Origin of the sequence: Pseudonocardia ailaonensis (assembly GCF_039531635.1) — a bacterium.
In the GTDB taxonomy this organism is placed as follows: Bacteria; Actinomycetota; Actinomycetes; order Mycobacteriales; family Pseudonocardiaceae; genus Pseudonocardia; species Pseudonocardia ailaonensis.
This window is the reverse complement of sequence record NZ_BAAAQK010000005.1, coordinates 77,550-91,528: the sequence shown is the minus strand read 5'-3', so window position 1 is coordinate 91,528 and position 13,979 is coordinate 77,550. Positions and strand designations below refer to the sequence as shown.

The 13,979-nt window shown below is 71.4% G+C and carries 13 protein-coding genes; 7 read left to right on the top strand and 6 right to left on the bottom strand.

The annotated features are described in order from the left end of the window. Window positions 1-26: 26 nt before the first annotated feature. Entirely contained in the window at window positions 27-1,604 is a 1,578-nt protein-coding gene (locus ABD324_RS08985) for a carboxyl transferase domain-containing protein (protein ID WP_344414462.1), read from the bottom strand. Between the two features lie 98 nt (window positions 1,605-1,702). On the opposite strand from ABD324_RS08985, the gene ABD324_RS08980 reads away from it, so the two are divergent. Further along, window positions 1,703-2,413 carry a response regulator transcription factor gene (locus tag ABD324_RS08980; RefSeq protein WP_344414460.1) on the top strand — a complete coding sequence of 237 codons (711 nt, stop codon included), beginning with the start codon at window positions 1,703-1,705 and terminating at the stop codon, window positions 2,411-2,413. Here ABD324_RS08980 and ABD324_RS08975 read toward each other — a convergent pair. Then, complete coding sequence (locus ABD324_RS08975; RefSeq protein WP_344414458.1) at window positions 2,370-4,166, bottom strand: sensor histidine kinase; 1,797 nt, start codon at window positions 4,164-4,166, stop codon at window positions 2,370-2,372. The two genes, ABD324_RS08980 and ABD324_RS08975, sit on opposite strands and share 44 nt — an antisense overlap. Window positions 4,167-4,251: 85 nt before the next feature. Between ABD324_RS08975 and ABD324_RS08970 the strand changes: the two genes are divergently transcribed. Then, window positions 4,252-4,824: an SACE_7040 family transcriptional regulator gene (locus ABD324_RS08970; protein ID WP_344414456.1), complete on the top strand. Its 573-nt coding sequence runs from the start codon at window positions 4,252-4,254 to the stop codon at window positions 4,822-4,824. A gap of 25 nt (window positions 4,825-4,849) precedes the next feature. On the opposite strand, the gene ABD324_RS08965 is transcribed toward ABD324_RS08970, so the two are convergent. Both ABD324_RS08965 and ABD324_RS08960 read right to left on the bottom strand, forming a co-directional pair. Further along, window positions 4,850-6,319, bottom strand: coding sequence for an FAD-dependent oxidoreductase (locus ABD324_RS08965; RefSeq protein ID WP_344414454.1), 1,470 nt, complete (start codon window positions 6,317-6,319; stop codon window positions 4,850-4,852). After that, window positions 6,316-8,397 (bottom strand): molybdopterin oxidoreductase family protein, encoded by a 2,082-nt coding sequence (locus tag ABD324_RS08960; protein ID WP_344414452.1) that lies wholly within the window; start codon window positions 8,395-8,397, stop codon window positions 6,316-6,318. The genes ABD324_RS08965 and ABD324_RS08960 overlap by 4 nt, the downstream gene beginning before the upstream one ends. 165 nt (window positions 8,398-8,562) lie before the next feature. Between ABD324_RS08960 and ABD324_RS08955 the strand changes: the two genes are divergently transcribed. The 5 genes from ABD324_RS08955 to ABD324_RS08935 all read left to right on the top strand — a co-directional run bounded on the left by ABD324_RS08955 (window position 8,563) and on the right by ABD324_RS08935 (window position 12,593). Continuing rightward, window positions 8,563-9,702 carry a sensor histidine kinase gene (locus ABD324_RS08955; protein WP_344414450.1) on the top strand — a complete coding sequence of 380 codons (1,140 nt, stop codon included), beginning with the start codon at window positions 8,563-8,565 and terminating at the stop codon, window positions 9,700-9,702. Continuing rightward, window positions 9,695-10,360 carry a response regulator transcription factor gene (locus ABD324_RS08950; RefSeq protein WP_344414448.1) on the top strand — a complete coding sequence of 222 codons (666 nt, stop codon included), beginning with the start codon at window positions 9,695-9,697 and terminating at the stop codon, window positions 10,358-10,360. The genes ABD324_RS08955 and ABD324_RS08950 overlap by 8 nt, the downstream gene beginning before the upstream one ends. Window positions 10,361-10,506: 146 nt before the next feature. Then, the gene (locus tag ABD324_RS08945) at window positions 10,507-10,821 is read left to right on the top strand and encodes a WhiB family transcriptional regulator (protein ID WP_425565839.1); all 315 of its coding nucleotides are present in this window, start codon (window positions 10,507-10,509) and stop codon (window positions 10,819-10,821) included. A gap of 219 nt (window positions 10,822-11,040) precedes the next feature. After that, a complete protein-coding gene (locus ABD324_RS08940) occupies window positions 11,041-11,802 on the top strand; it encodes a response regulator transcription factor (RefSeq protein WP_344414446.1) in 762 nt (253 codons plus the stop codon). Continuing rightward, on the top strand, window positions 11,799-12,593 hold the full coding sequence (locus tag ABD324_RS08935; RefSeq protein ID WP_344414444.1) for a helix-turn-helix transcriptional regulator: 795 nt from the start codon (window positions 11,799-11,801) through the stop codon (window positions 12,591-12,593). The genes ABD324_RS08940 and ABD324_RS08935 overlap by 4 nt, the downstream gene beginning before the upstream one ends. Before the next feature lie 29 nt (window positions 12,594-12,622). Here the strand turns inward: ABD324_RS08935 and ABD324_RS08930 are convergent, their stop codons facing one another. Both ABD324_RS08930 and ABD324_RS08925 read right to left on the bottom strand, forming a co-directional pair. Next, a complete protein-coding gene (locus tag ABD324_RS08930; RefSeq protein ID WP_344414442.1) occupies window positions 12,623-13,123 on the bottom strand; it encodes a hypothetical protein in 501 nt (166 codons plus the stop codon). A gap of 425 nt (window positions 13,124-13,548) precedes the next feature. Beyond that, window positions 13,549-13,917, bottom strand: a complete 369-nt coding sequence (locus ABD324_RS08925) for a VOC family protein (RefSeq protein WP_344414440.1) — start codon at window positions 13,915-13,917, stop codon at window positions 13,549-13,551. Between the last annotated feature and the right edge of the window lie 62 nt (window positions 13,918-13,979).

Below are 13,979 nucleotides of genomic sequence, written 5' to 3'. Positions count from 1 at the left end.
GGGCCGTTCGCTCATCACGGAGGCGCTCACATTCGGAAGACGCCGAAGGCCTTGTCGGCCAAGGGGGCGTTCGCGGCTACGGACAGGGACAGGCCCAGGACGGTGCGGGTGTCGGCGGGGTCGATCACGCCGTCGTCCCACAGCCGGGCCGTGGAGTAGTAGGGATGGCCCTGCGACTCGTACTGGGCCCGGATCGCGTCCTCGTCGGTGTTTCCCACGCTGCCGAGCACCATGGCCGCCTGCTCCCCGCCCATGACCGAGATCCGCGCGTTGGGCCACATGAACAGGAACCGCGGCGAGTACGCCCGCCCGCACATGGCGTAGTTCCCCGCGCCGAACGAGCCCCCGATCACCACGGTCAGCTTCGGCACCCGGGTCGATGCCACCGCCGTCACCAGCTTGGCGCCGTTCTTCGCGATCCCGCCGGCCTCGTACGCAGCTCCGACCATGAACCCGGAGATGTTCTGCAGGAACACCAGCGGGATACCCCGCTGGTCGCACAGCTCGATGAAGTGCGCGCCCTTGAGCGCGGACTCGGAGAACAGGATCCCGTTGTTCGCGATGATCCCCACCGGATGGCCGTGGATGTGCGCGAACCCGGTGACCAGCGTCGTCCCGTACTCGGACTTGAACTCACCGAACTCGGAGCCGTCCACGATCCGGGCGATGACCTCCCGCACGTCGTACGGGACCTTCGAGTCCGTCGGCACCGCGCCGTAGAGCTCGGACGGGTCCACCACGGGCTCGATGGTCGGCCGGCGCTCCCACGGCGGCGCCACGCGCGGGCCGAGGGTCGCGACGATCGCGCGGACCCGGCGCAGCGCGTCCGCGTCGTCGTTCGCGAGGTGGTCGGTGACCCCGGAGACCTTCGAGTGCAGGTCCCCGCCGCCCAGCTCCTCGGCCGTGACGACCTCCCCGGTCGCGGCCTTCACCAGCGGCGGGCCGCCGAGGAAGATCGTGCCCTGGTTCTTCACGATCACCGCCTCGTCCGACATCGCCGGGACGTACGCCCCGCCCGCGGTGCACGAGCCGAGCACGGCGGCGATCTGCGGGATCCCGAGGCCGGACATCGTGGCCTGGTTGTAGAAGATCCGCCCGAAGTGCTCCCGGTCCGGGAACACCTCGTCCTGCCGCGGCAGGAACGCGCCGCCGGAGTCCACCAGGTAGACACACGGCAGGCGGTTGTGCAGCGCCACCTCCTGCGCCCGCAGGTGCTTCTTGACGGTCATCGGGTAGTAGGTGCCGCCCTTGACCGTGGCGTCGTTGGCCACGATCACGCACTCGCGGCCCGACACCCGACCCACCCCGGTGATCATCCCGGCGCCCGGCGCGTCCCCGTCGTAGAGACCGTGGGCGGCCAGCGGGGAGAGCTCCAGGAACGGCGAACCCGGGTCCACCAGCGAGTCCACCCGGTCGCGCGGCAGCATCTTGCCCCGCTCCACGTGCCGCGCCCGCGACCGCTCGGGGCCGCCGAGCCGGGCCGTGGCGAGCTGGGAGTTCAGGTCCGCGACCAGCGACCGGTGCGACTCCGCGTTGCGGGCGGCCTGCTCGTCCCCGGGGTCGATCGTGCTGCGCAGCACCGGCGCTGCAGTGGTCCGCTGCATGGGCCCTCCCTGTTAGCAATCGTTAACATGTTAGCGATTGTTAACGTCCGGCGCCAGCCCTTCAGGATCCTCACAGGCGAACCCGTCAGACTGGCGCGGTGCGACTGCTGCTCGTGGAGGACGAACGCCCGCTGGCCGAGATGGTGCGGCGCGGCCTCGCCCGCGAGGGTCACACCGTCGACGTCCGGCACGACGGCCCGTCCGGCCTGGAGGCGGCCACGGCCGGTGGGTTCGACGTCGTGATCCTCGACATCATGCTGCCGGGCCTGTCCGGCTACCGCATCCTGCAGCGGCTGCGCTCCGCCGGCGTGTGGACCCCGGTGCTGATGCTGACCGCGAAGGACGGCGAGTACGACGAGGCGGACGCCTTCGACCTCGGCGCGGACGACTACCTCACCAAGCCGTTCTCGTTCGTCGTCCTCCTCGCCCGGCTGCGCGCCCTGCAGCGCCGCGCCGGCGACGCCCGCCCGACCGTCCTCGAGGTGGGCGACCTGCAGCTCGATCCCGCGCGGCACCGCGTGCACCGCGGCGGCACCGAGATCACGCTGACCCCCCGCGAGTTCGGCGTGCTCGAACACCTGATGCGGCACGCCGGCGAGGTCGTGACCAAGACGGACATCCTGCGCGCGGTGTGGGACGCCCACTACGAGGGCGAGGTCAACGTCGTCGAGGTGTACGTCGGCTACCTGCGCAAGAAGATCGACGCACCCTTCGGCACCCAGACCATCGAGACGCTGCGCGGCGTCGGCTACCGGACGACCTCGGTCACCGACGGGGCGTCACCGTCGGGATCGGGCCGGTCGGGTTGACGTCCGCCGGCGACGGCGCGTCGCCGAGCCGGATCGGGACGGGCCGGAAGCTGCGGAGCATCTCCTCCCGCGGCGCCGGGCGGGCGCGCGGTCGCGGCGAGGGCCGCGGCACCGGCTCGGTGGCGTGCGCGACCGGGATCGGGATCGGGGCGGTGACCGGGTCTCCGGCAGCGTCCTCGGCAGGGTCTTCGGTGGGGCTTTCCGCCGGGTCCTCCGCGACCTCGGCCGGGGCCTCCGCGGCGCCGCGGAAGCCGGGCGGGCGGTCGTCGAGCAGCACCTGCGGCTCCGCACCGTCGCCCTCGTCGACGTCGCTCTCGTCGACGCCGGCCTCGACGAGCGGGATCCGGAGCCGGAAGGCCGCCCCGCCGAGTGTCGAGTCGCCCACCTCGACGCTCCCGTCGTGGACGGCCACGATCTCGCTGACGATCGCCAGCCCGAGGCCCGCGCCGCCGTCGGACCGGGCACGGGCCTCGTCGAGGCGCACGAACCGCTCGAAGACGCGGGCGCGGTCCGCGACCGGGACACCCGGCCCGTCGTCCTCCACGTCGACGACCGCCCACGGCCCCTCGGCCGCCAGGGTGACGAGCACCCGCGAGCGGGCGTGCCGGTGCGCGTTGTCGACCAGGTTCCGCACGGCCCGGATCAGCTGCGCGCGGTCCCCCAGGACCCGCACCGGTACCGCCCGGACCTCCGTGACCGCCTCCCCGATCGACGACGGGCGGCCCCGCTCGCTCTCGACGATCTCGTCGAGGTCGACGTCCTCGCGGTTGGGCTGCAGGCCGCGCTCGTCGGAACGGGCGAGCAACAGCAGGCCGTCGATCAGCCGGTGCAGCCGGGACATCTCGCCCCGCAGTGTCCCGACGGTCTGGCGGTCCGCGTCGTCGACGCTGCCGGCGAGCAGCTCCAGGCCCGAGGCGATCGTCGCCAGCGGGCTGCGGAGCTCGTGGCTGGCGTCGGCCACGAACCGGCGCTGGGTGGTCTGGGCGCCCTCCAGCCTCGCCAGCATCTGGTTCATCGTCTCGGCGAGGCGCCCGACCTCGTCCTGCGCGGGCGGCACCGGGACGCGTTGGCCGAGGTCGCGGTCCGTGAGGCGGGCGACGCGCGCCCGCATCGCCTCGATCGGGCGCAGCGCCCGCCCCGCGAAGAGGTAGGTCGCCCCGCCGACGAGCAGCACGAGGACGGGGACGCCGATCACGACCATGACCATCACGGTCTGGACGGCGCGGTGCAGGAAGTCGACCGGCTGCGCGGCCAGCACGGTGAAGTGCTGCCCGGTCGGGGGGAACTCGAAGCCCTTGGCGATGATCATCACCTCGGCCCGCTTGCCCTCGTCCAGGGTGATCCAGGTGGAGTCGACGACCTTGACCTCGTCCGGGTCGGCCAGGACGTCCGCGAGGAGCGGGGAGGCCGGGAGCGGGTCCGACGACCCGATGTTCTGGATGTCCGGCGGCTGGTCCGGGTCCTCGTTGTAGTCGGTGAGGACCTCGACGTAGTCGGACCGCTTGCCGGTCGCGACCACGGCGTTGCGCTTGACGTCCGCCTCGCCCGCGAAGTTCGCGGCGATCCGTTCCCCGAGCTGGGTGGCCTGCTGGACGGCGGTGTTCTGCAGCTGCATCTTCAGCAGCGCGTCGAGCCCCAGCACCAGGCCCGCGCCCGCGATCACCAGCACGACGGCCACCGTGACGGCCGCGGCCAGCGCGGACGCCACGCGCACGCCCAGGCGGGCGCGCAGCCACCTGAGAGGCCGGGTCATGGACCCGAGGATACGGACCCGCCCCTGAACCCAGGCTGAAAACGCGCTGTTAGCAGTCGTTAACAGGCCGGGTTACCCTGGCGGCATGACGGTCCCCCGGGTCGGCTCGCGCCGCGAACAGATCCTCGCGACCGCCGCGGCGCTCTTCGCCAAGCACGGCTTCCACGGGGTCAGCATCGCCGAGCTCGGCGCCGCCGTCGGGATCAGCGGGCCGGCCCTGTACCGGCACTTCCCCGGCAAGGAGGCCCTGCTCGCGGAGCTGCTCGTGGACATCAGCGAGCGGCTCGAGGCGGGGGGACGGGAGCGGGCGGCCGGCTCCGCGGGGAGCCCGCGCGAGGTCCTGGAGGCCCTCGTGGACTTCCACGTCGCCTTCGCGCTGCGCGAGCCGGAGCTGATCGTCGTGCAGGACCGGGACCTCGACAACCTGCCCGACGCGGACCGCCGCCGGGTCCGCCGGCTGCAGCGCACCTACGTCGAGATCTGGGTGGACACGCTGCAGCGCCTGCACCCCGGACTCGACGCGGAACGGGCCCGCACCGCGGCCCACGCGACCTTCGGCCTGCTCAACTCCACCCCCCACAGCGGCTCGCGCGCCGCACCCGAGGAGGTGGCCGCGCTGCTGCGCGCCATGGCGCTCGCCTCGTTCCGGGCGCTCTGACCGCGAGGCCCCCCGGACCGGCGGGTCAGCCCCCGACCGCCACCAGGTCGCACCGCGCGCACCCCTCGGCCGGGGTCCCCGCCCACTCCACGATCCGGGCGACGAGCGACTTGCACGAGCCGCAGCCCTTGCCGGCCCGCGTCGCGTCCATCACCCCGGCCGCGGTGCCCGCCCCGGCCGCCACCGCGTCGCAGATCGCCTCCTTCGTCACCCCGCTGCACGTGCACACCTGCGTCGAGGGGTCCAGGTCCGCGGCACTCACCGCCGCCGGCTGCCCGGCCTGCGGGAACAGCAGCTCGGCGCGGTTCTCCGGCAGCGGCAGGCGCCGGTCGAACGCCTGGGTCAGGGCGGCGACCTGCGTCGTGTCCCCGACCAGCGTGGCCCCCACCAGCATGTCGTCGCGGATCACGAGGGACGTGTGGACGCCCCGGCGCGGCTCGGAGTACTGGACGAGCTCGTCGTCCTCGCTCTCGGGACCCCGCAGACCCATCTGTGTGACGTCGACGCCGGCGACCTTGAGCTTCGTGACGGTCCGCGATCCGGTGTAGATCGCGTCCGCGCCGGTCAGCACGTCGGCCAGCACCGCGGCCTGCTCCCACAGCGGCGCGACCAGCCCGTACACCTCGCCGCGGTGCTGCGCGCACTCACCGACCACGGAGATCGCGGGATCGTCGACCGACCGCATCCGGTCGTCGACGACGATCGCCCGCTCCACCGTCAGCCCGGACGCGACGCCGAGGCCCACGTTCGGCCGCACCCCCGCCGTCACCACGACCATCTCCGCGTCGATCGTGCCGCCGCCGTCGAGCAGGACGCCCGTCACCGAGCCCGTCGACCGGATCGCCGCGGGGCGCCGCCCGGTGTGCACGTGCAGCCCGACCTTCTTCTCCAGCACGCCGCGCAGCACCGCCCCCGCCGGGGAGTCGAGCTGCTGGCTCATCAGCACCGGCCCGCCCTGGACCACGTGCACGTCCAACCCGTGCTGTCGCAGGCCGTAGGCCGCCTCCAGCCCCAGCAGCCCGCCGCCGACCACGACCGCGCTGGAGCGCTCCCGCGCGTAGTCGATCATCGCGACGGTGTCGTCGAGGGTCCGGAAGCCGAAGACGCCCGGGATGAGCGTGCGGTCGTCGAGCCACATGCCGTCCATCGGCGGGAAGAACGTGCGGCTGCCGGTCGCGAGGACCAGGGCGTCGTACGCGACGGCCTGCCCGTCGTCCGCGAAGACCTTCTGCGAGGAGCGGTCGATGCGGACGACCCGCACCCCGGCGTGCAGGGCCACGCCCGATGCCGCGTACCAGTCGAGCGGGTTGAGGTAGATCTCGGAGACGTCCTCGCCGGCCAGGACGTGCGAGAGCATGATCCGGTTGTAGTTGCCGTAGGGCTCGGCGCCGAAGACCGTGATGTCGTAGCGGTCCGCGCCGCCGCGGGCGAGGACCTCCTCCACGACCCGCCCTCCGGCCATGCCGTTCCCGACGACGACGAGCTGTTCCTTCACGCGGGCACCTCCTGCGGGGTCGACAGCGGCGCCGGGACCCGGGAGACGGCCACCGCGCACGCCTTGAACTCCGGCATCCGGGACGTCGGGTCGAGACGGGCGCTGGTCAGGTCGTTGACGCCCGGCCAGTGGAAGGGGACGAAGACGGTGTCCCGGCGGATCGTCCGGGTGCAGCGGATCCGCACCTCGGCGGACGCGCGGCGGGTGGTCAGCCGGACCAGGTCGCCGTCGGTGAGCCCGAGCAGGCGGGCCAGGTCGGGGTGCACCTCGGCGAGGGCCTCGGGTTCGGCGGCGGCGAGCGTCGGGCTGCGACGGGTCTGGGTGCCGGACTGGTAGTGCGCCCGCGACCGGCCGGTGGTCAGCAGGAACGGGTAGGTGACGTCCGTGCGCTCGGTGACCCCGCGCGGCGTCACCGCCATGAACCGGGCCTTCCCGTCCGGGTGCGCGAAGAGCTCCGCGAACAGCCTCGGCGTGCCCGGATGGTCGTCGGAGGGGCAGGGCCAGAACAGCTCCTCGCCCGCGTCGAGCCGCTCCCAGGAGATGCCGGCGTAGTCCGCGGGCCCGCCCGCGCTGGCGCGGCGCAGCTCGTCGTAGACCTCGCGCGGCTCCGTCGGGAAGAACTCGCCGCGGCCCAGGCGGGCGGCGAGCGCGTGCCAGATCTCCAGCTCGCTGCGCACCCCGGCCGGCGGCTCGACGGCCTTGCGGCGGCGCAGCACCCGGCCCTCCAGGTTGGTCAGCGTGCCCTCCTCCTCCGCGAACTGCGTGGTGGGGAACACGACGTCGGCCATCCGGGCCGACTCGGACAGGAAGAAGTCGGTCACCACCAGGAAGTCCAGCGACTCCATCCGCCGCCGGACGTGCGCGGCGTTCGGGGCGGAGACCACCGGGTTCGACGCCCCGAGCAGCAGCATCTTCACGTCGGTCCCGAGTGAGTCGAGCAGCTCGTAGGCGCTCACCCCGGGCTGTGGCAGGGAGTCCGGGTCGACCCCCCACACCCCGGCGACGTGCGCCCGCGCCGCCGGGTCCGCCAGCTTGCGGTAGCCGGGCAGCTGGTCGGCCTTCTGCCCGTGCTCGCGCCCGCCCTGCCCGTTGCCCTGGCCGGTCACCGTGGCCCAGCCGGAGCCCGGGCGGCCCTGCAGGCCGAGCGCGAGCGCCAGGTTGATCCAGGCCGTGACGGTGTCGGTGCCGTCGGCGTGCTGCTCGGCGCCGCGGGCGGTGAGGATCATGGCCTGCCCGGCGGACGCGAGGGCGTGCACGGTGGCGCGCAACGCCGCCACCGGGACCCCCGTCGTCCGTTCCACGCGGTCCGGCCAGTCCGCCCGGACGGCGCGGCGCACCTCGTCGAAACCCGTGGTCCGGGTGCGGACGTACTCCTCGTCCACCAGGCCGTCCGCGATCGCGATGTGCAGCAGGCCGTTGGCCAGGGCGAGGTCCGTGCCGGGGACGGGCTGCAGGTGCCGGTGCGCGGCCGCGGCGGTCGCCGTGTACCGCGGGTCGACGACGATGTGCTCGGCCCCGCGCTCGCGGCCCGCCTCGAACCACCGCATCGCCGGCGGCATGGTGTCCGCGGGGTTGCTCCCGACGAGCAGCAGGACGTCCGCCTCCGCGATGTCCGGCAGGGGGAACGGGAGCCCGCGGTCGATGCCGAAGGACCGGGTCGCGGCCGCCGCGGCGGAGCTCATGCAGAAGCGGCCGTTGTAGTCGATGGAGGCGGAGCGCAGCGCCACCCGCGCGAACTTCCCGAACTGGTAGGCCTTCTCGTTCGTCAGCCCGCCGCCGCCGAAGCAGCCCACCGCATCAGGCCCGTACCGCTCCTGCACGCGGCGGATCTCCGCGGCCACCCGGTCGAGCGCGGTGTCCCAGTCGACGGGCACCAGCTCGTCTCCCACCCGCAGCAGCGGTGAGGTGAGCCGCTCGGGATGGGCGAGCAGCTCCAGGGCCGTGGAACCCTTGCGGCACAGGCCACCGCGGTTGGTCGGGAAGCTCTCCAGGCCGGTCAGCGCCGTGACGGCGCCGGCGCGGGTCTCCAGCTCGATCCCGCACTGCAGCGAGCAGTAGGGGCAGTGTGTGGCGGTCATCGGGATCCAGGTTCGGCGACGGCTGTTACTCCCCGGTGCCCCATCGGTTACGAGGCCCTCAGCCCCGAGCAGCTCACACTGTGAGGGCTCATCCTTCGGGCGAGACCGATCGACTTTGGTCGGAAAGTCGACGGCGGTCGGCGCGGGGGCGCCTAGGGTTGGCGGGTGACCTCGGCGCCCTCTCATCCGGGCCGCGAGCTGGTGATCAGCACCCTGCTCGTGCTCGTCGGCGGCGGCTCGGGCCTGATCACGGTGCTGCGCCAGCCCGGCCCGTGGGGCGCGTGGGACTGGGTGTCGCTGGCGATCGGGATCCTCGGGTTCGCCGCCGTGTACGCGCGGCGCCGGGCCCGCTTCGCGTTCGGCCTGACGGCGGTCGCGATCGGCGCCGTGTCACTCTTCGCCACCTACCTGCCGCTGATCGGGGTCTTCACCGTCGCACGCGGGCTGCGGCGCAACCAGATCGTGCTGGTCACAGTGCTGGCGCTCGCCGTTTCCGGCTACACCCTGACCGTCCGCGTCCCGGACGTCGGCGCGCGGCTGACGCTGCTGGTCGGGTCGATCGGGATGTTGCTGACGTCGCTGGGTTTCGGCCTGTTCGTCGGTACCCAACGGCGGATGGTCGCCGGGCTGCGCGAGCGCGCCGAGCGGGCCGAGGCCGAGCAGGCGGAGCGCGCGCAGCGGGTGCGGCTCGACGAGCGACGGCGGATCGCCGGCGAGATGCACGACGTCCTCGGCCACCGCCTCTCCCTGCTGTCGGTGCACGCCGGCGCCCTGGAGCTGCGCGAGGACCTCGCCCCGGACACCGTCCGCTCCACCGCCGCCGTGCTGCGCTCCGCCACCCACGAGGCCATGCGGGACCTCCGCAAGATCGTCCTGGTGCTGCGCGAGCCGGTGGGCGAGCTCGGGGGCATCGACGCCCGGCGCGAGAACCTCGACGCGGTCACCGAGCTCGTCGCCCTGGCCCGGCACGCGGGCATGACCGTGACGCTGGACCGGCGCTGCCCGGACCCCCCGGATCCGTTGGCGCGCACCGCCTATCGCGTGGTGCGCGAGGGGCTGACCAACGCGCGCCGGCACGCGTCCGGTGCGCACGTGACGGTCACGGTGGCCGGTGCGCCCGGCGGGGAGCTCGTCGTCGAGCTGGTGAGCGGTGCCGGTCGCGCGGAGAGCCCGGCGGGGTCGGGGACCGGGCTGATCGGGCTCGCGGAACGGGTGGAGGCCGTCACCGGCGGGACGCTGCAGCACGGCCCGATGCACGGCGGCTACCACCTGCGGGCCTCGATGCCGTGGGAGAGCGATGCCTGACATCCGGGTCCTGCTGGTCGACGACGACGCGATGGTCCGCGCCGGCCTGCGCCTCATGCTCGACGGGCACGCGCTGCCCGGCCGCCGGATCGTCGTGGTCGGGGACGCCGCGGACGGCGACGAGGTGCCCGCGGCCGTCGCCGCCGGGAAGCCGGACGTGGTGCTGATGGACCTGCGGATGCCGCGCTGCAACGGGGTGACCGCCACCGAGCGGCTCACCTCGGCGCCGAACCCGCCCCGCGTCGTCGTCCTCACCACGTTCGACGCCGACGAGCACGTCCTGCGCGCCCTGCGGGCCGGGGCCAGCGGTTTCCTGCTCAAGGACGCCGCGCCGGAGGGGATCGTCGACGCCGTCCGTGCCGCGGCCGACGGCGACGCCGTCCTCTCCCCCGCCATCACCCGCCGCCTGATCGGCCTGGTCACGGACCTGCACCGGCCCGCCGACAAGCGCCGGGAGGCCCGCGCCAAGCTGGAGCTGCTCGGGGCGCGGGAGCGTGAGGTGGCCGCCGCGGTGGCCCGGGGCGGCTCCAACGCGGACATCGCGGCCGAGCTGTTCATGAGCGTCGCGACCGTGAAGACCTACGTCTCCCGCATCCTGCGCACCCTGGCGCTGGACAACCGGGTCCAGATCGCGCTGCTCGTCAGGGACTCGGAGTAGGGGTTTCCCCTGTCAACTTTGGTCGCGGAGATCAGGACTTTCTCCGGATCCGCCCGGCCGCCGCAGCGGGCAGAGTCGTTCGCGTGCTGCTCCCACGGTGGTCACCGAGTGCGGTGGACGGCGGGACTCCCGCCGTTCGGGGGACAGTGGGTGCGGCCGCCCGGCCGGGTGGGGGACCCGGCCGGAACCGAGGTCCGGGCGGGCGACGGGGAGCCGTCCGCCCGGACCTCGCACTCCCCTGCCACCGCGCGGATCCGGCCCTGTGGTTCGCCGAGTCGCCCGAGGACCTGGACCGGGCCAAACACCTCTGCACCCCCTGCCCGATCCGCATGGCCTGCCTCGAGGGCGCGGTCCGGCGGGGCGAGCCGTGGGGGGTGTGGGGCGGGGAGATCTTCGACCAGGGCCGGATCATCCCGATGAAGCGTCGGCCGGGACGGCCGCGGAAGCACCCGGCCGCGTAGTCCCCGCACCCAGAGGCCGCCATCTCGCCCTCGCCTTATACCTCGGTCATCGGGCCCTCGAACCCACCAGGCTCGGAACACCGAGTCGCTCCCACACCACCTACCACCTGTGTCGTGTCGATACGTACTACTTCGTATCGACCAGCTGGCGCGCATACGTAACAGTCAAGTCAAACTACTCTCACTTATCGTCTAGTCGCACTCGGCGCGGAGGCATTTGTGCAACTCGACACAAGCACACATGAAAAGCTTCTCGATCTGTCATGGCAGCTTGCCGCAGTGCGGGACCCCGAGACTCTGCTGAGAGAAGCAAGTATCGCCTCCGCCGCATTCATCAGGGTCGACTCCCACGGAGTCACTGAAATCAACCTGCGGACGAACAGCATCAGGCTCGCCGTCTTCCCAGATGAGCACTGGAGCCCGTTGGCGACGGCCTGCCTGACGAAGATCATGGAGGACCACCCCGTCATACGTTCGTACAACTCGACACCTCGATTGATGCCGACGAGGGTTACCGATCATCTGAGCCAGCGCGAGTTCGAGGACAGTCCGACCTACGCCGAGCTCTTCGTACCGTTCGGAATGCGGTTTCAGATGAACGTGCCCATCTATCTCGACAAAAACGCCACGAGTGGCGCCGCGTTCGCCTTCAATCGCTACGACAATGACTTCACACACGAGGAACTCGCTCAAGCGCGTACCTATCAGACAGTGGTGGTGTCCCTGCACAGGGCCCTCACCTCGAGAGCGTTCGACCCGGCCAAGGCAGATATTGCGGCCCAGCGCATGAAGGTGACGGCAAGGGAGCTCGACGTTCTGCGCCTGCTGGTCTCGAACATGACGAACGTCAGCATCGGACGAGCCCTCCGGATCAGCCCACGGACTGTCAACAAGCACTTGGAAAATGCATACCGCAAGTTGGAGGTCAGAAGCCGGGTTGAAGCGATCGAACGGTGCCGCGCACTCGGCCTACTTCGGTGAGGGCCGCCGCCGCGCAGGTCCCCGACCGCATCTATCGCGCGGCCCTCACGCTTGCCTGGATGATCGGCGACGTGCGGACCGAGTCAGAACTGGTCCAGGCCGCATGCGAGACAATGTCTACCGCCGTCGGAGCCGAGTACACGGCATTCAACCGGGTCGACCTCAGCGCGGGGACGGCTCAGGCTGACATGCTCCCGAGATTTGAGTTGCCCTCCGAACCGGACCTGGCGAGCGCGATATCCAACCATCCAGCAACCAGGGCCATTACATCTGCCGATGGTGGCTGCCGACCGCTTCTCCTCCGGGACCTGGTGGACTGGCCTACCTTCCGAGCCACCCCCACCTACGAGACGTTATTGGGGACTCGCGGTGTCGAACATCAGTTGCTCATACCTGTGCGCGTCCACTCCGCCAGACGTGCGGGGCTCGTCTACACCTTCAATCGGCTTCGCGGGCAATGCTTCACGGAGACGGACCTTGCCGCGGCCTATCTGCTGCAAGGGGTGCTCGCCGCCCATCACGCCCTGCGTGCAGCCAGCCACCATGCCACCGGAACTGGCACAACAGGGCTGACCCGCAGAGAGAACGACATTCTCCACCTCTTGTCGGAGGGACTCACCGCAGCCGCCATGGGACGAGCCCTTCGCATCAGCCCACGCACCGTTCAGGTCCACATCGGCAACATCTACACCAAGTTGGGCGTGCATGATCGACTGCAGGCCGCCCTATGGTTCCTCGAACGGGAGGAGCGGAGTAATCCCCCCTCAGCAGCGGGTCTGAGCGAGCCCTGACCCGCTGCTGATCTGGGTTCGCGCGCCTGTCAGAGATCCTCAGGCCGGTCGCACAGGTACACGATCTTGTTCCCGAGGTTCGACGGAACGTCGACGAGCAGAGTAATGACACGCACCCCGAAACCGAGCACCCCCGCGCGCCAGAACTCGAGCTTCAACGTGCCGGACTGGGCGTCGGTAGGGGTGAGATCGACGGTGGCGACCCGCTTGTCATCCTTGGTCTCCAGTGTGCGGATCGGGAACCACGACCCGAAGTAGCTCGCCGACACCTCGATCTGCTTCCACCAGGTGACAGTGTCACTCACCTGCAGCTGAATGCTCAGGACGTTCGGGGTTCCGGGCTGGATGAGGTAATGCCACCGGTCCGTGCCGTTGTCGACGAAGGTGCCCGAACTGCCGACGGCAATCGCCGCGGTTCCAGCGAGCTGAGCGGCAGACGCGTCCTCCCTGATCCGCTGAGCCACCGGCAGACCAGGACGAAAGTCGGCGGCCGCCACATCAAAACCGATCCTCTGATCCTCGATGGTCATTTTTCTCCATTCGAATTAGGTGCGAGTTCACCGCCCTTCTGGCGGCCAATACCAGTAAACCGCGTACAGGTCAGTACGACACTACGCAACGTTGCGTAGACCGATCGGCGCACCTTCACGTCACATTCGGAATCGACCCTGGGCTCTCATGAACATCGATATCCAGAAAAGCTGGAGGGGCGCACCCTCATGCCGCAGGAAGTCGACGTTCGTGAACCGGGCCGCCGCCAGGTCCCTCCCGGATCCGCCCGGGTTGGCGTAGCCGTGCGGGACCACGCTCACGACGGCCGGGTGTCGGCCCGCAGCCCCGGGACCGGCGCGGAGGTCGAGCGGGCCGCGAGCGAAGGCCTGTCAGGTCCACAGCCTGTCAATTTAAGGCGGTGCGAAGACGCGGAAGGGATGGCCGGCGGAGTCGAACAGCACGGTCAGCCCGTATGCGCTTCTGGCTCGTGGTCCAGGCGCGTGGTTCCCAGAGCGCACAGGCGGGCGACAGCGGCATCGGGGGCGTCGGCCAGCAACTCCAGGTGCATCTGCATCCCGACTTCGGGCGAGGGCCACGTCGGCGCCCGATAGCCGGCCCCACGGTGGAAGACCATCTGCATGCCGTCGTCGAGCTGGATGCCGACCGAGTCTTCTCGGCTGATCGTGACCGTGCCGCCGAGGGCCGCGACGTAGCCGACGCAGGACGCCACTTCGGTCGGAAGGTCGAGCGGACCGGGGCGGCGGCCGTCCTGGAGGTCTTCGGCACGGCGGCCCTGAAACCCATTTCCGGGGGTATTCCGGGGGCTGATCATGGTAGGGAGCCGGGGCAGACGTCCTGACCTGCGATTGGGTGGGCCCCCAGGGGATCGAACCC